This window comes from Microbacterium maritypicum (assembly GCF_041529975.1).
GTDB lineage: Bacteria > Actinomycetota > Actinomycetes > Actinomycetales > Microbacteriaceae > Microbacterium.
Window position 1 is genome coordinate 1,268,347 of the sequence record NZ_CP168030.1, and the last position, 18,822, is coordinate 1,287,168.

The 18,822-nt window shown below is 69.5% G+C and carries 20 protein-coding genes; 15 read left to right on the forward strand and 5 right to left on the reverse strand.

Annotated elements, in window-relative coordinates; genetic code table 11:
- Positions 1–11: 11 nt before the first annotated feature.
- The 12 genes from ACCO44_RS06110 to ACCO44_RS06165 are packed head-to-tail and all read left to right on the forward strand — an operon-like array spanning position 12 to position 13,196.
- Positions 12–1,022: an ABC transporter permease gene (locus ACCO44_RS06110; protein ID WP_105712310.1), complete on the forward strand. Its 1,011-nt coding sequence runs from the start codon at positions 12–14 to the stop codon at positions 1,020–1,022.
- On the forward strand, positions 1,022–2,914 hold the full coding sequence (locus ACCO44_RS06115; protein WP_372468936.1) for a dipeptide/oligopeptide/nickel ABC transporter permease/ATP-binding protein: 1,893 nt from the start codon (positions 1,022–1,024) through the stop codon (positions 2,912–2,914). The genes ACCO44_RS06110 and ACCO44_RS06115 overlap by 1 nt, the downstream gene beginning before the upstream one ends.
- On the forward strand, positions 2,911–3,705 hold the full coding sequence (locus ACCO44_RS06120) for an ABC transporter ATP-binding protein (RefSeq protein WP_262001494.1): 795 nt from the start codon (positions 2,911–2,913) through the stop codon (positions 3,703–3,705). The genes ACCO44_RS06115 and ACCO44_RS06120 overlap by 4 nt, the downstream gene beginning before the upstream one ends.
- Entirely contained in the window at positions 3,702–4,790 is a 1,089-nt protein-coding gene (locus ACCO44_RS06125) for an aminotransferase class V-fold PLP-dependent enzyme (RefSeq protein ID WP_372468938.1), read from the forward strand. The genes ACCO44_RS06120 and ACCO44_RS06125 overlap by 4 nt, the downstream gene beginning before the upstream one ends.
- Positions 4,787–5,176: a RidA family protein gene (locus ACCO44_RS06130; RefSeq protein ID WP_091029766.1), complete on the forward strand. Its 390-nt coding sequence runs from the start codon at positions 4,787–4,789 to the stop codon at positions 5,174–5,176. Before ACCO44_RS06125 ends, ACCO44_RS06130 begins: the two co-directional genes overlap by 4 nt.
- A gap of 2 nt (positions 5,177–5,178) precedes the next feature.
- Entirely contained in the window at positions 5,179–6,783 is a 1,605-nt protein-coding gene (locus ACCO44_RS06135; RefSeq protein ID WP_372468940.1) for a hypothetical protein, read from the forward strand.
- Entirely contained in the window at positions 6,780–8,384 is a 1,605-nt protein-coding gene (locus ACCO44_RS06140) for a hypothetical protein (RefSeq protein ID WP_372468942.1), read from the forward strand. The genes ACCO44_RS06135 and ACCO44_RS06140 overlap by 4 nt, the downstream gene beginning before the upstream one ends.
- Positions 8,381–9,760, forward strand: coding sequence for a hypothetical protein (locus ACCO44_RS06145; RefSeq protein ID WP_372468945.1), 1,380 nt, complete (start codon positions 8,381–8,383; stop codon positions 9,758–9,760). The genes ACCO44_RS06140 and ACCO44_RS06145 overlap by 4 nt, the downstream gene beginning before the upstream one ends.
- Positions 9,757–11,691, forward strand: a complete 1,935-nt coding sequence (locus ACCO44_RS06150) for an amidohydrolase family protein (RefSeq protein ID WP_372468948.1) — start codon at positions 9,757–9,759, stop codon at positions 11,689–11,691. The genes ACCO44_RS06145 and ACCO44_RS06150 overlap by 4 nt, the downstream gene beginning before the upstream one ends.
- Before the next feature lie 49 nt (positions 11,692–11,740).
- Positions 11,741–12,079 carry an ArsR/SmtB family transcription factor gene (locus ACCO44_RS06155; RefSeq protein ID WP_372468950.1) on the forward strand — a complete coding sequence of 113 codons (339 nt, stop codon included), beginning with the start codon at positions 11,741–11,743 and terminating at the stop codon, positions 12,077–12,079.
- 1 nt (position 12,080) lies between these two features.
- On the forward strand, positions 12,081–12,725 hold the full coding sequence (locus tag ACCO44_RS06160; RefSeq protein WP_372468952.1) for a dihydrofolate reductase family protein: 645 nt from the start codon (positions 12,081–12,083) through the stop codon (positions 12,723–12,725).
- Between the two features lie 9 nt (positions 12,726–12,734).
- Entirely contained in the window at positions 12,735–13,196 is a 462-nt protein-coding gene (locus tag ACCO44_RS06165) for an SRPBCC domain-containing protein (protein WP_372468954.1), read from the forward strand.
- 12 nt (positions 13,197–13,208) lie between these two features.
- Here ACCO44_RS06165 and ACCO44_RS06170 read toward each other — a convergent pair whose 3' ends face one another.
- On the reverse strand, positions 13,209–13,511 hold the full coding sequence (locus ACCO44_RS06170; protein WP_372468956.1) for a hypothetical protein: 303 nt from the start codon (positions 13,509–13,511) through the stop codon (positions 13,209–13,211).
- 4 nt (positions 13,512–13,515) lie between these two features.
- On the reverse strand, positions 13,516–13,914 hold the full coding sequence (locus ACCO44_RS06175; RefSeq protein WP_372468958.1) for a VOC family protein: 399 nt from the start codon (positions 13,912–13,914) through the stop codon (positions 13,516–13,518).
- Between the two features lie 99 nt (positions 13,915–14,013).
- Between ACCO44_RS06175 and ACCO44_RS06180 the strand changes: the two genes are divergently transcribed.
- Together ACCO44_RS06180 and ACCO44_RS06185 are read left to right on the forward strand one after the other, a co-directional pair.
- Complete coding sequence (locus tag ACCO44_RS06180) at positions 14,014–14,472, forward strand: prevent-host-death protein (protein WP_105712296.1); 459 nt, start codon at positions 14,014–14,016, stop codon at positions 14,470–14,472.
- A gap of 2 nt (positions 14,473–14,474) precedes the next feature.
- On the forward strand, positions 14,475–14,816 hold the full coding sequence (locus ACCO44_RS06185; protein ID WP_105712295.1) for a hypothetical protein: 342 nt from the start codon (positions 14,475–14,477) through the stop codon (positions 14,814–14,816).
- Positions 14,817–14,884: 68 nt separating this feature from the next.
- On the opposite strand, the gene ACCO44_RS06190 is transcribed toward ACCO44_RS06185, so the two are convergent.
- Both ACCO44_RS06190 and ACCO44_RS06195 read right to left on the reverse strand, forming a co-directional pair.
- Positions 14,885–16,585 carry a long-chain-fatty-acid--CoA ligase gene (locus tag ACCO44_RS06190; protein ID WP_372468960.1) on the reverse strand — a complete coding sequence of 567 codons (1,701 nt, stop codon included), beginning with the start codon at positions 16,583–16,585 and terminating at the stop codon, positions 14,885–14,887.
- A 52-nt stretch (positions 16,586–16,637) separates the two neighbouring features.
- Entirely contained in the window at positions 16,638–17,033 is a 396-nt protein-coding gene (locus ACCO44_RS06195; protein ID WP_372468961.1) for a hypothetical protein, read from the reverse strand.
- A 137-nt stretch (positions 17,034–17,170) separates the two neighbouring features.
- On the opposite strand from ACCO44_RS06195, the gene ACCO44_RS06200 reads away from it, so the two are divergent.
- A complete protein-coding gene (locus tag ACCO44_RS06200; protein WP_372468962.1) occupies positions 17,171–18,550 on the forward strand; it encodes a serine/threonine-protein kinase in 1,380 nt (459 codons plus the stop codon).
- A gap of 23 nt (positions 18,551–18,573) precedes the next feature.
- Here ACCO44_RS06200 and ACCO44_RS06205 read toward each other — a convergent pair whose 3' ends face one another.
- Positions 18,574–18,783: a hypothetical protein gene (locus ACCO44_RS06205; RefSeq protein WP_372468963.1), complete on the reverse strand. Its 210-nt coding sequence runs from the start codon at positions 18,781–18,783 to the stop codon at positions 18,574–18,576.
- Positions 18,784–18,822 lie beyond the last annotated feature (39 nt).

The window sequence follows — 18,822 nt, forward strand, 5'->3', positions numbered from 1 at the left end:
CAGACCGCGTGATGACCAGCACCGTCACCACCCCCTCCCGGGAGGACTCGTCGGAGTCCTCCCGGAAGGGGGCGCGATCGCCGTGGGTGGGCTTCATCGTCCGACGCACCGGATCGCTGATCCTGAGCCTCTGGCTGATCGCCACCCTCATCTTCTTCCTCTCCCGCGCCATCGGCGGGGATGCCGTCCGCGCCGCCGCGGGCGTCACCGCGACTCCGGAGTACGTCGCCGCCCGTCGTGCGGAGCTCGGCCTGGATGACCCGCTGCTGGAGCAGTACGGCCGGTTCATCGAGCGGATCGTCACCTTCGACTTCGGCGAATCGATCTCGACAGGCAACAGCGTGGCCGTCGAGATCGCCGCGCGACTGCCGTACACGGTGCAGCTCGGCCTCTACGCGTTCCTGCTGGCGATGCTCGTCTCGATCCCGCTCGGGATCTGGATGGCCGTGCGCACCGAGAACGGGCGCGGCGAGCGCACCAACGCCGCCTTCAACGCGATCTCCGGGTTCTTCGCCTCGATCCCCGACTTCCTCATCGCGATCTCCCTGGTGATGATCTTCGCGGTCGGTCTGCGCTGGCTGCCGGCCGCCGGGGGAGAGGGCGTGACCGCGTTCATCCTTCCGGTGCTCACGATGTCGCTCGGTCTCATCGCCGTGCTCAGCCGTCTGATGAAGGCCGAGACGACCCGGGTGCTGCGCGAGGACTACACGCGCACCGCCCGCGCCAACAACCTTCCTCCCCGCGTGGTGCTCTTCCGGCATGTGCTGCCCAACGTGATGACCGCCACGCTCACCTACTCGGGCATGATGCTGGCCTCGCTCATGGGCGGCGCGATCATCACCGAGACCGTATTCGGATGGCCGGGCATCGGCAACCTCTTCGTCAAGTCCATCGCCGTGTACGACTATCCGCTTCTGGAAGGTCTGGTGATCATCATCGCGACGTTCTCGCTCGTTGCCACCTTCATCGTCGATCTGATCCTCGCGAAGGTCGATCCCAAGTCTCTGATCCGGAGCAGCTGATGACCGAGTCCCTCACCACCACGCTCGGCACCAAGACGCCCCGACGACTGCTGCGGCGGGTGTTCCAGACGCCGGCGGGCCTGGTCGGGTTCGTCCTCGTCCTGTTCTGGGTGCTCGCCGCCCTCTTCGCTCCGTTCTTCCTCGAACCGCAGGCGAACGACTTCGACACCGCCAATCCGCTCGCCGGGCCCTCTCTCGAGCACTGGTTCGGCACCGACGCCCTGGGGCGCGACGTCCTGAGCCGTGTGCTCGTGGCGGCACGACTGACCTTCGCGCTCACCTTCGGTGCCGTCATCATCTCTCTCGTTCTGGGTGTGTTCATCGGGGTGCTCGCGGCCGTGCTCGGCAACGGTGCCCGCCAGGTGCTGTTCCAGCTGATCGCCGCGGCGACCGCGTTCCCCTCGATCATCCTCGCCCTGCTGCTGGCGACGATGCTCGGCCGCTCGGGAACCGCCGCGATGCTCGGTCTCGCGCTCGCCGGTGTGCCGTCGACCGCGCGACTGGTGGTCAACCTCACCGCCACCGTCGCGGGCGCCGACTTCGTCGGAAGTGCGCGCCTTCTCGGCGTGCCCAAGGGGCGACTGATGTGGCGCTACATCGTCCCCAACGTGGCCGAGCCGATCGTCACGCTCACCGTCGTGACCATGGGCGCGAGCCTCATGATGATGGCCGCCCTCTCGTTCCTCGGCATCGGAGTGCAGCCGCCCGAGTACGACTGGGGCGGGATGATCGCCGAGGCGATGAAGGACATCTACTCCACGCCCTGGACCACGATCGGCCCTGCCGTGGCGATCGTCTCCGCCGGGATCGGATTCAGCCTGCTCGGCGAGAAGCTCGCGGAGCTTCTCGACCCGCGGGGCGCGGTGATGACCCCGGGCCGGATGCTGCGCCGTCTCGCCCGCGACCGCGGCCGTGGTGGAGCACCCGCCGCCGAGATCGACGACGCACCGTCGTCGCAGGCCCCGAAGGGCGAGCTGCCGCAAGACGTGGTGCTCGGTGTGCAGAACCTGCGCGTCTTCACCGGCCACGGCGACGATCGGCGCGAGCTCGTGCGCGGGATCGACCTGATCGTCCGCCGCGGTGAGCGCGTCGGCATCGTCGGAGAGTCCGGCTCCGGGAAGAGCCTCACCATCTCGGCGCTCGCCCACATGCTCCCCGGCCTGCTCGAAGCCGAGGTCGACGCGCACACCTTCCTCGGCACGGATCTGCGCGGGCTCAGCCGTTCACGCCTCCGCCGCATCATCGGCGCGAAGATGCCGATGATCTTCCAGGACCCGATGTCATCGCTCAACCCGTCGCTCACGGTGGGGAGGCAGATGCGCGACAAGCTCGACGCCCACACCTCGTTGCGCGGTGCTGCGGCGAAGGCGTGCATGATCGAAGCACTCGAGAACGTCGGCATCCCCGAGCCCGCGCGGCGCCTTCGGCAGCATCCGCACGAGCTGTCGGGCGGCCAGCGTCAGCGCGTCATGATCGCGATGGCCACGCTCGGCGATCCGCAGGTGATCCTCGCCGACGAGCCGACGACCGCGCTCGACGTGTCGGTGCAGGCGCAGGTCATCGACCTGTTGAAGAAGCTCAACGAGGAAGACGGGACGGCGCTGGTGATGGTCTCGCACGACCTGGCGCTGATCAGCCAGGTCTGCGAACGCGTGATCGTCATGTACGACGGGCGCATCGTCGAGGAGGGCCCCATGGCCGAGGTGATCGGTGACCCGCAGCATCCGTACACGAGGGCGCTGCTCGGCGCGGTACCTGATCTCTCGGGTGGCACCGCGCACGAGCTGACCACGATCGACGACTACTCGTGGAACACGGACGAATACCGCGCCGCCCATCCGGTGCCCCGGCACACGGACTCCGCAGCGAGCGTCGCAGGAGGTGCACGATGAGCGGTCAGCTGATCGGCTCGGACATCCATGTCGTCTACGGGCGCGGCGCCACCCGGGTGCACGCCGTGCGCGGGGTGAGCGTCGCGGTCTCGACCGAGCGCTCGCTGGGCCTGGCCGGAGAATCCGGATCGGGCAAGTCGACGCTCGCCCGCGCCCTCGTGGGCATGAGCCGGCCCACCGACGGGCGCGTGGAATGGAACGGCGCCCGATTGGAGACGCTGCCCGCGCGCGGCGTGGGATCTCGTCCTCGCATCGTGCAGATGGTGTTCCAGGACCCGATGTCGTCGCTGAACCCGCGCATGACCGTGGGCGATGCGATCCGCGAGGCGCTGCAGGTCAACGACATCCCGGGAGACCACCGCACGGAGACGGTCCGGCTGCTGAACATCGTCGGTCTGAGTGCGACGGACGTCGAGAAGTATCCGTTCCAGTTCTCCGGCGGGCAGCGTCAGCGCGTGGCGATCGCCCGTGCGCTGGCCGTGCGACCCGAGGTGCTCGTCTGCGACGAGGCCACGAGCGCGCTCGACGTGAGCGTGCAGGCGTCGGTGCTGAACCTCCTCCGTGACATCCGCCGCGAGTCCGGGCTCGCGCTCGCCGTGGTGTCGCACAACCTCGATGTGCTGCGCTACCTCTGCGACGACATCGCCGTCATGCGGCAGGGCGTCGTCGTGGAGAACCGGCCGGCGGAGGACCTGTTCCGCGACCCGCACGATCCCTACACGCGGATGCTGCTCGACGCCGTGCCCCGGTTCTCGGTGACGCCGGGGATCGACCGGGGGACGGCCGCATGATCGACGAACGCGCCATCGCCGACCACTTCCCGCATCGTCCGCGCGGGTACTTCGATCACGCGGCGGTGAGCACGGTCCCGGTCGAGGTGGAGTCGGCCGTCGCCGGAGTCGCGCGCGCTCTCGGTCGCGGGACGCGCGGTTCGTCGGACTGGCATGAGCTCACGGATGACGTGTCGGTGCTGCTGGCGGATGAGCTCGGGGTCGCGGCGACCGCGGTCTCGGTGCTGGCGAACACCGGCACGGCGATCAACTCCGTGGCCCGCGCGATCCCCTTCGTCGGTGGAGACGAGGTCATCGTGCTCGCCGATGACTTCCCGAGCCCGCGGATGCCGTGGCACACGATCCCCGGGCTCTCCGTCCAGGAGGTCGCCACCACCGCGCACGCCGACCGCACGACGGCGCTCATCGCGGCGATCAGCCCGGGCACGCGGGCGGTCTCGGTGACGCACGTGCACGCGACGACGGGTGATGTTCTCGACCTTGCTCGGCTGCACGACGCGTGCGTGTCTGCGGACGCGCTCCTGATCGTGGACGGGGCGCAGGCGGCCGGGCTGCTCCCCGGTGCCGCTCGCGACGCCGACGTCTACGTCGCCGCGTCGTACAAGTGGCTGCTGGCGGGATTCGGCGCCGCCGTGGTCGCGACCGGCGAGCGCTTCGACGACCGCGCGGTCCCGGGGCTCATCGGCTACATGAACGAGCCGCCCTCGCCGCGACTGGCCGTCGGCCACAGCAACCTGTTCGGCATGGCCGCGCTGCAGGCCGCGGCCCGCGTGCGGCAGGGGATCGGGCTCGAGGCCATCCGCGCGCACACGCTCTCGCTCGCCCGGCGCATCGCCGACGGAGCAGCCGACCTCGGCCTGCCTCCGGCCGTCGCCGAGCCCGCATCGGGCATCGTCAGCCTCACGGTGGCGGACGCCCCGACACTGACCGACCGGCTGAAAGACCGCGGAATCACCACGACCGTCCGGGACGGCGCCCTGCGCGTCTCGCCGTACCTGACGACGACCCACGACGACGTCGACCTGCTGCTGTCTGCGCTGACAGAGCTCGCGCCGGCACACCATCCCCATGGAGGACACTCATGACCACGCGCGCCACCCTCGTGCCGCAGCCCAAAGGCCCCTACGCCACGACCAGGCGGGTCGGCGACGTGCTCTACCTGTCGGGCCAGGGATCGATCGACGTGGCAACGGGCGATGCCGTGCTCGACGACATCGGCGCGCAGACCCGCCGCACGCTCGAGAACGTCGAGGCGCTGCTGCACTCGGAGGGATTCGCCCTCGAAGACCTGGCGCAGATCGTGTGCTTCCTCACCGACATGGATGAGTGGCCGGCCATGAACGAGGCGTATGCGGCGTACCTGAGCGATCGCGCCCACCCGGTGCGGACGGCGGTGGAGGTCTCCCGGCTGCCGTTCGGGATCAGCGTCGAGATGTCGTGCATCGCGCATCGACCGGCAGCTCGGGGATGAGCATGCCGCGGTTCGAGCTCGACCTCCGGCCCGTCGCGGACGGCGATGTGTGGACGGCGTTCGACGTGCACTACCTCGTCGACCTGCCCGCGGTGGCGGCGGGCGAGACGCTGCTCAGCATCCCGGAGGTCGTCGTCTCGATTCCGGCGACGCCCTACCGCACGGAGGATCTCGCCGTCTCCGACGACGCGGGGCCGCTGGTGCTCACGGAAGCCGAGCCCACGTCGGATTCCTCCGGTGTCTACCGTCACTGGGTCGCGGATCGCACGACGGAGGGCCGTGTCGAGGTCTCCTTCCGGGCGTCCGTGCGACCCCACGACGAACTCACTCCGGTGGGGCCGCTGTTCGACCTCCGGGCCGAAGCGCTCGGACTGTTCGGCGCCGGCCTGAACTTCCTGGTGCTTCCCGGCGACGTCTCGACCCCCGACGGACCCGTGTTCGACTTCACGCTTCGCTGGCGCCTGAGCGAGGGCGTCCAGGCGGTGTCGAGCTACGGCACCGGCGATCGCTCGTGGAACGGGCCGCTGCAGTCGGTCGCGTTCTGCTACTACGCCGCCGGTACCCCGCACCGCACTCCGGAGGGGTCAGCGGACTTCGGCATCCACTCCTACAACGACACCCCGTTCGATCTGGACGAGATCGGCGAGTACGTCGCGAGGCTGCACACCGAGTTCACCCGGTTCTTCGAGGACGAGGGGTCGAGCTACCACGTGCTCATCCGCAAGAACCTCGGGCAGGGGACGGGCGGTTCGGCGTTCCCCGGGTCCTTCGCGTTCGCGTTCTCAGCGGTCGGCGAGACCGAGACGGACCAGCTGCGGAGTCTCCTCGCGCACGAGATGGCGCACAACTGGCCCACCCTGAACGACCACCACTCGACGATCTCCTGGTACACCGAGGGCACCGCCGAGTACTACTCGCACGTGCTGCCGCACCGCAGCGGCATCCTTTCGACCCCGGCGCTTGCCGCGCAGCTCACCGACAGGTTCCAGCAGTACGACACCAACGCCCTGCGAGGGCTCGACAACGACGCGGCCTCCGCCGCGTACTGGGCCGATCCCCGCGCGCAGCGCATCCCCTACGGGCGCGGTCTCCGCTACCTGATCGCGACCGACGGCCGGATCCGGCAGGCCACCGACGGTGAGAAGGCGCTCGACGACGTCGTGCTCGACATCCTGCGCGCGCAGCGCGCCGGCGAGCAGGTCGGAGCTGCGGGTTGGGTCGAGCGGGTGGCGGTTTTCACGGGGGCTGACGCGCAGCGCGACTTCGACGCCATGGCCGCAGGGACCCCCATCCCGCTTCCGGATGTTCCGTTCGAGGGGATGCGAGCGGTCCCGGCGACGGCTGCCGAGTACGACCTCGGCTTCGACGTCGCCTCTTTCCGCAGCGACGGGCGGCGCGTGCAGGGTCTGCGTCCCGATTCCGCGGCCGCCCGTGCCGGGGTGCGCGACGGGGATGCGCTGGTCGATCTCGCGCTGCCGTACCACGCATCCCGCTACAGCGACCGGCCGCTGTCGCTGCACGTCGTGCGCGACGGCGAGCCGCTCGACTTCGACTATCTGCCGGCCGGCGACCAGGTCGCCACCGTGCGCTGGGAGGCGCTCTCATGACTCTGCCCGTGTTCGATCTCGAGCTCACCCCGTTCCGCAGCGCGGAGGGATGGGCGGGCATCGACGCCCGCTATCGCGCCGAGTTCGGCCCCGTCGCCGCGGGGGAGGTGCTGCTTCGGCTTCCGGCGGTGATCGCCTCCGTTCCCGGCGCGGTCTACGGGCTGGAAGACATCCGGGTGAGCGATTCCGCCGGCGCCGTCTCGTTGACGGAGGTCGAGGGCACGTCGGATCCCATGAGCACCTATCGGCACTTCCTCGCCGACCGCGACGTCGACGGCGTCGTGGAGGTCGCGGTGCGGGCCCCCGTGCGCGATGTGGATCTGCGCACACCGGTCGGGCCGCTGTTCGACCTGCGCCGCGAGCAGCTCGGACTGTTCGGCGCCGGCTGCACCTTCCTTCCCGTGCCGCTCAGTGCGGAGAGCGAGTTCGACTTCTCGCTGACCTGGCACCTCGACGACGGCGTGACGGCGGTCTCGAGCCACGGGGCCGGCGATGAGGTGCGGCGCTGGTCGGGCGACATCGCATCGATCGAGCACTGCCTGTTCGGCGCCGGGACCCCGATCATCGCCCCTGAGGGTGCGACGAACTTCGGCATCCACGCCTACAGCGACGTGCCCTTCGACCTCGACGGCCTCAGCAGCTACCTGCGAGACATCCACACCACGATGAGCGCGTTCTTCGAAGAGGAGAATCCGCAGTATCACGTGCTCGTGCGCCGCAACCCCGACAAGGGCTCCGGCGGCACGTCCTTCCCGTCGTCGTTCGCGTTCGGCTATTCGCCGACGACCGAGGTCGACGAGGCGGATCTGCGCACTCTGCTCGCGCACGAGATGGTGCACAACTGGCCGCACCTCGACGAGGACTGGACCGTCGGATCCTGGTACAGCGAGGGGACGGCCGAGTTCTATTCGCTGGTGCTGCCCTGGCGAGCAGGGATACTCGACTCCGCGACCTTCGCCGAGCAGCTCACCGACATGTACCGCCGGTACGACGCGAACCCGCGACGGCACCTGAGCTACGCGGCCGCGGCCGATCTGTTCTGGGCGGATCTGCGAGCGCAGACCATCCCCTATGGGCGCGGCATCCAGTACCTCGTGGCCGTCGATGCCCGCCTGCGGGCGGAGTCGGCCGGAGAGGTCTCGCTCGACGACATCGTCATCGACATCCAGCGGGCGCAGCGTCGCGGCGAGAAGGTGCTCGTGGAGGGCTGGCTGCAGCGGATCGAGAAGATCATCGGCGAGCGGGCGCGAACCGACTACGACGCGATGGTGGCCGGCGAACCGATCGAACGACCGACGGAGCTTTTCCAGGGAGTGCTTCGCCCGGTTCCCGTTGTCGCCCCCGAGCATGACCTCGGCTTCGACATCGTGTCGTTCCAGGAGCCGCGGCGCATCACCGGTCTGGTCGCGGGGTCTGCGGCCGAACGCGCGGGACTCCGCGACGGCGACGAACTCGTCACGCGCCGCTTCTCGTACAGCGCGGCACGGGACGGATCCACGCCGCTCGACATCGTCATCGCGCGCGACGGCGAGGAGGTGACCGTGCGCTACGAGCCCCGAGGCGGCGACATCCGCACCACCGACTGGGTGGTGGACGGGTGAGGTCGATCGAGGGGCGCGTCTCGCACGCCGCAGATCTGGGCGGCGGCGTCGCGCGATGGAGCGAGCTGGTCCTCCTCGGGCCCGACGGCGAACCGGATGCGACCATCAGCGCGACGAGCTACGTCCGGCACTCGGACACGGAGCGCCCTGTCGCCTTCCTGTGGAACGGCGGCCCCGGCGCCTCGTCGTCTCCGCTGCACATGAACGCCCTGGGCCCGCGCATCCTCCGCTCCGGTGAGGTCGTCGAGAACGCCGTCTCGCTGCTCGACGCGGCCGATCTCGTCTTCGTCGATCCGGTCGGCACCGGGTTCAGCCGGGTGCTCCGGGACGAGGCGAAGGCGCGGCTGCTCACGGTGCCCGGCGATGCGGATGCCGTGGAGACCTTGATCCGCGCCTGGCTCCGCGCGAACGACCGGGAGCACGCCTCGATCCATCTGATCGGAGAGAGCTTCGGCGGCTACCGGCTCGCCGCCGTCGCCCCGCAGCTGACGGATCTGCGGTTGGACAGCATCACCCTCATCTCGCCGATGCTCGACGCCACGACGGTCGCCGAGGCGCCCGAGAACGACCTCGCCGCGGTGTTCGCGCTGCCGACGATGGCGGTGGCGGCCTGGTTCCACGGTGCCGCCCGTGCGGGCGTCGATCACGTCGCGGAGGTCTGGGCCGAGGCGGAGCGCTTCGCCGTCGACGAGGTGCTTCCTGCGCTGCACCGGGGCGCGGCCCTCGAGCTCGAAACCCGCACCCGCCTCGCCGCACGGATCGCCGAGCTCGTGGGCCTCTCGCCGGATGACGTGCTCGCCGCCGACCTGCGTGTGGGCAGCGAGGACTTCCTCCGCAGCCTGCGCGGCGATGAGGGACTCGTCGTCGGGCGGCTGGACGTGCGGGTGACCGGCCCGCTGCCCGAGCCCCATCCCGACGGTCGGCCGCCGGCAGCCGATGACCCGGCTCTCGGTCTCGGCCGCGGCAACGTCATCCACTCCGCGCCCATCGCCCGGTACCTCCGCGACGAGCTGGGCGCACCCGTCGATGCGGACGAGCCCTATGTGTCGCTCTCCCTCGATCTGAACTTCGCCTGGGACTGGCGTCCGGCAGAGGCCATGCCGCCCATCTTCCGCACTTCGGTGGCGACGAACCTCGGCGAGGTCGCGAAGGAGCGGCCTGACCTGCGCATCCTCCTGCTCGGAGGATACTTCGACCTCGCCACCACGCTGGCCAGCACGATCCACGCGGTGCGGCACTCCGGCGTGCCGGCATCCGCCGTCGAGATCCGTCCGCTGATCGCCGGGCACTCCCTCGATGAGACGGTTCTCGTCGAAGCCCGCGACGCGATCGGCCGAACCATCACCCACACCTCGAAAGCAGGGACCCGCCGATGACGGTGCAACTGATCCTCGTGTCCAACGGCGAGCCTGTCGGATCACTCTCGGCCGACACCGATCCGGACGGCCTCACCCGCATCGTCTATGAGGTCGACAACAACGGCCGCGGTGCGAGACTCGCCGAGACACTCCGGCTCGATGCCGGTCGGCCGGTGCGGTGGGAGATCGACGGCACGTCGCTCATGGGCGGCACGGTGCACGAGAGGTTCGCGATCGACCCCGACGGGGCGGCGCGCTGGAGCAGCCAGGCCGACGAGGGCACCACCACGGCGGAGGGCTTCTACCTTCCCGCCGACGCCAGCCCGTACGGCCTGGTGCTGCTGGTCGAGCGCGCCCTCGCCACCGGAAGGCCTGTTCCACTGCTGCCGGCCGGGGAGGTCGCGGTCGTCTCGGTGCCGCTCGGTGAAGTCGGCGGCCGTGATGTCGAGGCCTTCGCGCTCACGGGTGTGCAGCTGCGGCCGCAGTACGTGCTGCGAGACCGCGTCACCGGGGAGCTGCTCGGCATCGCCGACGGCGAGCTGCTGCTCCACCCGGATCTCGTCGGCGCGGCAGCCGAGATCGATGCGGCGCTGCAGCGAGCGACCAGACGCCGCTTCGCCGCGATCTCCCGCGAGGCCACGCTGCACCAGGGCGGGACGCTCGTCGTGCGCGACGTGCGCATCTTCGACCCGGTGAGCGGGCAGGTCGGCGATCCGCAGACCATCGTGGTCGACGGGCGACGCATCACCGGGATCGGCCCCGACATCGCGGTTCCCGACGGCGCCACGATCATCGACGGGGCCGGTCGCACCGCCATCCCCGGCCTGCACGACATGCATGCTCATCTCGACACGTCATCCGCTCTGCTGTACATCGCCGCCGGAGTCACGAACATCCGCGACATGGGCAACGACAACGATGCGCTCGCCGCTCTGATGGGCGCCATCGAGGCGGGGGATGTGACGGGGCCTTCCACCGTGCCCGCCGGATTCATCGAGGGCCGGAGCGCGCACGCGATGCGGATGGGCCACGTCGTGGAGAGTCTGGACGAGGCGCTCGCAGCTGTCGACTGGTATGCCGATCGCGGGTTCCACGCGATCAAGATCTACAACTCCTTCACGCCCGACTGGGTCGCCGAGACCGCCGTGCGCGCCCACGACCGGGGGATGCGGGTGCAGGGCCACGTGCCGGCGTTCATGGATGCCGATCGGGCCATCGCCGACGGGTACGACGAGATCACGCACCTCAACCAGCTCGCACTCGGCTGGGTGCTGGAGCCGGAGGAGGACACGCGCACGCCGCTGCGGCTGACGGCGCTCACCCGGGTCGCCGACCTCGACCTCGACTCGGAGCGAGTCCAGCGCACCATGACCTCGATGGTCGACGGGGGCGTGAGCCTCGACGTGACCCTGGTCATTCTCGAACAGCTGATGCTGAGCAGAGCGCGCACCGTGATCCCCGCTCACGAGCCGGTCATCGAGCACTTCCCGGCGGGCGTCCGCCGCTACCGCCGACGTACCTACGTGCCCTACCGGGACCAGGCCGAACTCGACAGCTACGAGACGGCATTCCGGTGCCTTCAGGAGATCGTGGTCCGGCTGCACCAGAAGGGCGTGAAGCTGTGGCCGGGAACGGATGACGGCACCGGCGTCACCGTGCACCGCGAGCTGGAGCTCTTCGTCGATGCCGGCATCAGTCCGGTCGACACGCTCCGCATCGCCACGATCGAATGCGCGGAGCACCTGCATCGCGCCGAAGACCGGGGCACGATCGAGGTGGGCAAGGCCGCCGACTTCATCCTCGTCGACGGTGATCCGACGCGGTCGATCAGGGACATCCGCAACGTGGCCCTCACCGTGGCCGAGGGGCGGGCCGTGAGTCCGGAGCGGATCTACCGCGGCTTCGGGATGGTGCCGTTCGCCGCGGAGCCGGGCGTGACGACCGGATAGTCTCCCGCCCCGGTTGACGCGATGTCGATCCCTCGTGATACTTAGGTGCATGCCTAAGTATCACGAGGAGATCGACGCCGTGTTCCGCGCTCTCGCGGACCCGACGCGTCGCGCCATCGTGGAACGGCTGGCGAAGTCTCCTGCCGTCGTGTCCGATCTCGCGGCGCCGTTCGCCATGGCGCTGCCGTCATTCCTGCAGCACCTGAGTGTGCTCGAGGGTGCCGGAGTCGTGACGTCGGAGAAGCTCGGGCGGGTGCGCACCGTGAGCCTCCGGCCCGGCGCCCTCGACGTGCTGCACCTGTGGCTCGGCGAGCAGCGCACACCCGCGGAGCACCGCGCCGACCGACTCGGCATCCATCTCGCTCTCACGACCCCGAAGGAGAACTGACATGACACGTGTCCGCATGGACCTGTTCGCCTCGCTGGACGGCTACACGCCGTCGGATGCGACCCCCGAGAATCCGATGGGCGAAGACTGGGCGCGACTTACCGCTGCGTATGCCGCCACCCGAACTTTTCGCGAGAACGTCTTCGGGGACACGAGCGGCGCGGGAACGACCGGCGTCGATGACCGTCATGCGGCCGCGTTCTTCGACGGAGTCGGCTCAGAGATCATGGGTGCCGGCATGTTCGGACTCCACTCCTTCCCCGACGATCCGGACTGGAAGGGCTGGTGGGGTGACACGCCTCCGTTCGGCACCCCGGTCTACGTCCTCACCCACACGGCACCTCGGGCGCCGCTTCCGATGAACGGCGGAACCACCTTCCACTTCCGCGACGCCCCGATCGACGAGGTGCTCGCCGAGGCGAAGGAAGCCGCCGGCGACCTCGACGTGCGCGTCGGCGGAGGGTACCGAACGGCGCGAGACTTCCTGCGCGCAGGGCTGATCGACGACCTGCACCTCATGGTCGCCCCGATCTTCCTCGGTCGAGGGCATCGGCTGTGGGACGACCTGGTCGGCTTCGAGCTCACCCACGAGGTGACGACAGAAGTCGCCGATAGCGGCGCGATCCACGTCACTCTGGCCCGATAGGAGGCGGGGATGACGATCGAACGCCGACTCGCGCGCTCCGGATTCACCCTGACCCGCGACTATGCGGCGCCCGTCGAGCGCGTCTGGGCGGCGTTCGCCGACGAGGACAGCAAGCGGAGCTGGTGGGGCGACGCCGACCGCATCAGTACTCGGGAGTGGGTGTTCGACTTCCGCGTCGGCGGCCGCGACATCGACGAGGGCAAGTTCCACGGCGGTCCGGTTTCACGGTACGAGGCGACGTACACCGACATCGTCGAACACGTCCGCATCGTCACGACGTACGACATGTGGCTCGACGGGGCCCACATGTCGACGTCGGTCGCGTCGTTGGAGTTCGAACCGATCGATGCCGGTACCCGCTTCACGCACACGGAGCACGGCGTCTTCTTCGACCAGTTCTGGGCGGACGGGCAGGGGCGTGAGGACGGCACGCGCGGTCTCCTCGACGCCCTGGGTCGCCACCTCGCCTGACCTCCGCAGGTCTCAGCGGGTGAGCAGCGCGACCACGACGATGATGGCGGCGATCGCCACGACCAGCGCGGCCCAGCCCAGCCAGCTCTCCCGCGGCGGGCGTCCCATCGCGGGAGGAGACCCCAGTCGGAGGCGGATGGCGTCGGCTTCGGCCTCGAGTTCTTCCTCGCCATCGTCCGGGGGGAACGTGGCGAGCGTCCCGCGCAGTCGCTCGCGCGCGATCACCTCGAGTTCGACCTGGATGTCGGCCAGACGGCGCTCCAGCTCCGCCCGCTCTTGAGCGGGGAGTGCCTCGCGGTGCCCGTGGTCGCTCACGGGGTCAATCGTCGGACTCGATGGCGAGGGTGTTTCCGTCGGGGTCTTCCACCCAGGCGATGCGGCCACCGCCCGCACGCGGTCCGATCCCATGATCGTCTTGCCCGAATCCCTCGTAGCGGAGGGGTTGCGCCCCCGCGGCCTTCAAGCCGGCGACGACCGCATCGATGTCGTCGACGTACCAGGTGGCCACTGTCGAGCGCGTCGAACCCGCAGTGGGCGTCTCGAAAACGTTGAGCACGGTCCCCTGCCCGCAGGCGTAGAACCGAGCGCCTCCTTGGATTCCGGCACTCGGGCCGATGCTCACGGGGACGAGGCCCAGCACTTGCTCGTAGAACGCCGCCGACCGTTCGATATCGGTCACCCCGATCGAGGCCCTGACCGGGTAATTGCCTAGCGTCATGAAGTCACCATGCTCTCGAACTCTGTGAGATCCATGCGAGGGCGAAGCGCTCCAGGACCATCCTTAGACTTCCGAACACATTCCGAATAGAATGAACGCATGACGATCCTCAACGACCTCCGCACGACGACTCGGCGCTCGTCCGATCTCAGCAAGCACTCCGCTGACGTCTTCGCCGAGGCGGAGGACCACACGGTCCAGATCACGCGCCGAGACGGTGAGCCGCTCGTACTGATGTCGCAGCGTGAGGCCGACGCCCGCGCGGCGCTGCTGCAGTTCGCCGCCGACCTGATCACGGTCACGCTCGACGAGGAGGGCACTCTCGCGTCGCGGATGGCTGACCGCTTCCCGTGGATGCTGGCGCTCTCCGATACCGACCAGGCGACGTGCGCACGGGATCTCGTCGATGCGGCTCGCGCATCGTTCGCCACAGGACAGCCCCATCTGGCGATCGCGGAGCTCACGTCCTGGCGGGAGACGGCGACCGCGATCGCCGCAGGGCTCTCCGCTCGACCTGCGGAGTGGCTGGATCACGACGAGCTGATCGAGCGTCCCTGAGCGTGGCCAAGGACGACCTGGTCGCCAGGCCCACGAAGAAGACCGAATACACGATCCGATACGCGACCGCCGGCGCCCGCAGGGGTTGGCGCGACCTCGTCGCGACCATCCGCAACCCCATGGCCGATACATGGGACTTCCTCACGGGAAGCCCTCTCGAGCGAACACCGACGAACTATCCGCTGCGAGGCGAGCTGCAGTTCATCCAGCGCGGCAACGCTCGTCACGAGCGCTGGCAGCACAAGCCGACCGCCCAGGGTGATGCGCGAATCTGGTTCTACGTCGACGGTGGCGACGTGTTGATCGAGCAGGTGCACACGCATCACCCGAACGCGACGAAGTAGCGAGCCACTTCTGGTGCACTCGCCCACGGCCGGGGCCGGTCCGGTGACTGACGGGTGGGTTCGACCCCTCAGCGATCCTTGAGCAGCTCGTCCCGCACCTGGCGACGCAGCACCTTGCCGATGAGCGACCGGGGCAGGTCGTCGACGGCGGTGATGCGGCGCGGCACCTTGTAGGGCGTGAGCCTGGTGCGGCAGAAGTCGCGGAGCGCATCCACGTCGAGGGTGGCGCCCTCGCGGAGCACGACCGCGGCGGCGACGTCTTCTCCGCCGTGGGGCCTCGGAAGACCGATGACGGCGGCGGCGGTGACATCCGGGTGCGCCGCGAGCACGTCTTCCACCTCGCTGGGTGACACGTTGAACCCGCCCGTGATGATGAGTTCCTTGAGGCGGTCGACGATGCTCACGAACCCGTCGTCCGAGACCTCGGCGATGTCTCCGGTGCGGAGCCAGCCGTCTGCCAGCAGCGCATCCGCCGTATCGCCCGGACGCCCCCAGTAGCCCTGGAAGACCTGAGGCCCACGGATGAGGAGCTCTCCGCGCTCGCCGGCCGGCATGTCGACATCGGTGTCCTCGGGGTCGACGACGCGGATCTCGGTGCTCGGGAAGGGCACGCCGACGGTGCCGGGACGACGGGTCGGCCCCATCGGATTGCCTAGTGCCACCGGCGAGCTCTCGGTCATGCCGTAGCCCTCGACGAGGAGGCCGCCGGTCGCCTCCTCCCACCGCTTCACCGTCGCGACCGGAAGGCTCATCGCGCCGGAGATGGCGAAGCGGACCGTCGAGAGATCGATGGTCCCGCGCGTGGCTGCGCGAGCCAGAGCGTCGTAGATCGGCGGCACGGCGGGGAGGAAGGTGGGCGGAGTCGAGCGCGCCGCGGCGGTGACCAGCCCCAGATCGAACGCGGGGAACAGGACGAGCCGCGCGCCGATGCTCATCGCGAACGTGAGGCACAGCGTCATCCCGTACGCGTGGAACAGCGGCAGCACGCCGTAGAACGTCTCCTCGCCGTCGACGAGCCCTGGTACCCACGCCCGTCCCTGCATCGCGTTGGCGCGGAGGTTCGAGTGCGTGAGGATCGCGCCCTTCGGAACGCCCGTCGTCCCGCTCGTGTACTGCAACAGCGCGGTGTCGCCCAAGGCGGGACCGGGCACGCGTCGCGAGAGCCGGCGATGGTCGATGAGACTCTTCCAGGCGACGAGGTGCCGTGCCTTCGGTGTGCTGGTCAGCTTCGCTCGCGCCTCACGAGCCTTGGGGATCGGGAGTCGGAGCGCGACGCGCTTCGACAGGGGCATCGCCGCGGTGATGTCGACGCTGACGATGTGCTCGACCCGGAGGTCGGCGGGAAAACCTGCGACCATGTCGGCGGCCTTGTCCCACACGATGGCGACGCGCGCGCCGTGATCCTCGAACTGGTGTCGCAGCTCGCGAGGCGTGTAGAGGGGGTTGTGCTCGACCACGATCGCGCCGAGTCGCAGAGTCGCATAGAAGGCCACGACATGCTGCGGGCAGTTGGGAAGCACGAGGGCGACGCGATCGCCCTTGCCGACCCCGAGCCGCCGGAGACCTTCGGCGGCTCGCTCGATCTGCTCCCCGAGCTCCCGGTACGTCGTGACCGCGCCGAAGAAATCCAGTGCCGGACGCCGGCCGAACGCCTTCACGCTCGCCGACAGCATCTCCGGGAGGGTCTGCGTCGGCTCGTCGATCTCCGCGGGGACGCCCTCCGCGTACGAATCGAGCCAGGGGCGTGAAGAGAGGGGAGGAACGGCCATGCCTCCATCCTGCCGGGGAATGCCGGTGCCTGTCAGGCCGGCCGCCGTCGATTCACCCCACGAACAGCAGGATGATCGAGAGCGTGACCGCCGCAGCACCGACGCTGGCGAGCGTGACTCCGAGCACCTGGACGGCATGGAGGAGAGGGCGGCGGGGTTCGAATCGCATCAGGCTGGGGTGGTGTTCGCTGACGAACGCATCGACCTCTTCGCGGCCCTGCCAGTGGCCGGATTCGTCGGCGCGGAGCGGGCGCTCCCAGAAGTCGCCGGCGGTGAACCATCGGGCACGGGCGCGGCCGTCGTCCTCGAGGATGAAGACCTCATGCGGCACCCAGCGGCCATCGTGCACTTTCACCAGGAAGACGATGAGAAGCAGGGGGAGACCGACCCCGAGGCCGATCCACGACAGGATCTCGGCGATCAGCCCGATCGCATCGGCAGCATCCATGATCGGCTCCGTTCTCCTGAGAAAACAGTACCGGGGGTGTGTGGGCGCTCGTGTCAAGGCCCGAGCCTCGAGCGCGTCGAATCCGTAAGGTGGGCGTTCGCCGCCCGATACCCGACGGGCGTCAGGAGGATTCGACGATGACCGATGACTCGCTTCCTACCGAAGCGCTGCTCGATGGGCGCTATCAGCTGCAGGAATGCGTCGGGCAGGGCGGTATGGCCCGCGTGTATCGCGCCGACGACATCTTCCTCGGCCGCACCGTGGCGATCAAGATGCTGCGCGAGGAGATGGACGACGCCCAGTCATCCGGTCGTGCGCGCAGCGAGATGACGGTGCTCGCCTCGCTCAATCACCCCGGCCTGGTCACGCTCTATGACGCGCAGCTCGTCCCGGGGCGAGCCGAGTACCTGGTGATGGAGTTCATCGATGGGCCGACCTTGTCCGCCCGCATCGCGCAGGGGCCGCTCGCGCCCGCGGAGGTCGCCCGGCTCGCAGCGGACCTCGCCGAGGCGCTGCATGTCGTGCACGGCGCCGGCATCGTGCATCGCGACATCAAGCCGTCGAACGTGTTGATGTCGCGGACGCCGCTCGCCGGCAGCCGGTCGGGGGCGAAACTCGCCGACTTCGGGATCTCCGTCCTCGTCGACGGCGCGCGGCTCACCACCCCCGGGCTCGTGATCGGAACCGCGGCGTATCTCGCCCCGGAGCAGTTGAGAGGGGAGCCGCCCGCTCCGCCCGCCGACATCTATTCGCTGGGGCTGGTGCTGCTCGAGGCCCTCACCGGTGCGCGAGCCTTCCCGGAGGCCGAGGGTATCGGTGCCGCGATGGCCCGGCTCATCGAGACGCCGGAGGTGCCGGCGGTGCTGGGATCCGAGTGGTCCACCCTCCTGACCCGGATGCTGGCAGCGGACCCGGGTGATCGGCCGCGCGCCTCGGAGGTGTTCGCTGCCTCGTCGGCACTCGCGACGGCAGCGACGGCACCGTCAGCATCGTCGCGTCCGGCACCTCCTGCGCCTCCGCGTCCTGCCGTCCCGGCCACGGTCGCCGCGATGGCCGCAGCGGGCGCCGTGTCATCGCCGGCCACCACCCCGACCCTCCTTCTTCCCGACGGCGCTGTCCGACCGCGCGGTCGGACAGCGCGAAAGGCTCGCAGACGTCGCCGGGGGATTATCGGCGGCGCGGTGGTCGCGGCATCCGTCCTGACCGGGGTGTGGCTGTCGGGCATCGGCCCCGTGGATCCGGACGTGACCGACACGGTCGACACCGAGCAGTCTCCCGCGACGACTCCGGAGCCCTCCGTGACACCCGTGAACGCTCCGGACCAGCCTGCTGAGCCTGCCGAGCCGGTCGTGCCCGCCGAGGACACCGAGCCCGGCGGTGGAAAGCCGACCGACGAGCAGAAAGCCGCCGAGAAAGCGGCCAGGGAAGCAGAGAAGGCGCAGCAGAAGGCTGAAGAAGAGGCCAGGAAGCAGGCGGAGAAGGTGCAGAAAGAGGCGGAGAAGCGGGGCGACGGTTAGATCCTCCGGCCTCGGACGGCTCGCTACTCGACGATGCAGGCCGAGCTCACGGTGAGGTGGACCAGGCCGTCGGTGCTCGATGTGTCCCGCACGCTCATCCGCTCCACGGGGCGGCCCTCGCTGTAGCGGATGTCCTCCTGCATGGCACGATCCTTCTCGTACCCGGCCCGGTCCCAGTGTGCCTCGAGACCGCACTGCGGCGTACGCCCTTCGACCCAGGACACTGTCGGCATCCGGTGAGCGTCGACCGGCGAACCCGCAGAAGCGATCCG

Bases quoted from the DNA above. Each gene is read 5' to 3' on its own strand.
- ACCO44_RS06165 (WP_372468954.1), top strand. From the start codon at position 12,735: ATGACGATCGAACGCCGACTCGCGCGCTCCGGATTCACCCTGACCCGC.
- ACCO44_RS06175 (WP_372468958.1), bottom strand. From the start codon at position 13,914: ATGACGCTAGGCAATTACCCGGTCAGGGCCTCGATCGGGGTGACCGAT.
- ACCO44_RS06130 (WP_091029766.1), top strand. From the start codon at position 4,787: ATGACCACGCGCGCCACCCTCGTGCCGCAGCCCAAAGGCCCCTACGCC.
- ACCO44_RS06150 (WP_372468948.1), top strand. From the start codon at position 9,757: ATGACGGTGCAACTGATCCTCGTGTCCAACGGCGAGCCTGTCGGATCA.
- ACCO44_RS06200 (WP_372468962.1), top strand. From the start codon at position 17,171: ATGACCGATGACTCGCTTCCTACCGAAGCGCTGCTCGATGGGCGCTAT.
- ACCO44_RS06115 (WP_372468936.1), top strand. From the start codon at position 1,022: ATGACCGAGTCCCTCACCACCACGCTCGGCACCAAGACGCCCCGACGA.
- ACCO44_RS06195 (WP_372468961.1), bottom strand. From the start codon at position 17,033: ATGGATGCTGCCGATGCGATCGGGCTGATCGCCGAGATCCTGTCGTGG.
- ACCO44_RS06110 (WP_105712310.1), top strand. From the start codon at position 12: ATGACCAGCACCGTCACCACCCCCTCCCGGGAGGACTCGTCGGAGTCC.
- ACCO44_RS06135 (WP_372468940.1), top strand. From the start codon at position 5,179: ATGCCGCGGTTCGAGCTCGACCTCCGGCCCGTCGCGGACGGCGATGTG.
- ACCO44_RS06120 (WP_262001494.1), top strand. From the start codon at position 2,911: ATGAGCGGTCAGCTGATCGGCTCGGACATCCATGTCGTCTACGGGCGC.
- ACCO44_RS06155 (WP_372468950.1), top strand. From the start codon at position 11,741: ATGCCTAAGTATCACGAGGAGATCGACGCCGTGTTCCGCGCTCTCGCG.
- ACCO44_RS06140 (WP_372468942.1), top strand. From the start codon at position 6,780: ATGACTCTGCCCGTGTTCGATCTCGAGCTCACCCCGTTCCGCAGCGCG.
- ACCO44_RS06180 (WP_105712296.1), top strand. From the start codon at position 14,014: ATGACGATCCTCAACGACCTCCGCACGACGACTCGGCGCTCGTCCGAT.
- ACCO44_RS06190 (WP_372468960.1), bottom strand. From the start codon at position 16,585: ATGGCCGTTCCTCCCCTCTCTTCACGCCCCTGGCTCGATTCGTACGCG.
- ACCO44_RS06205 (WP_372468963.1), bottom strand. From the start codon at position 18,783: ATGCCGACAGTGTCCTGGGTCGAAGGGCGTACGCCGCAGTGCGGTCTC.
- ACCO44_RS06160 (WP_372468952.1), top strand. From the start codon at position 12,081: ATGACACGTGTCCGCATGGACCTGTTCGCCTCGCTGGACGGCTACACG.
- ACCO44_RS06125 (WP_372468938.1), top strand. From the start codon at position 3,702: ATGATCGACGAACGCGCCATCGCCGACCACTTCCCGCATCGTCCGCGC.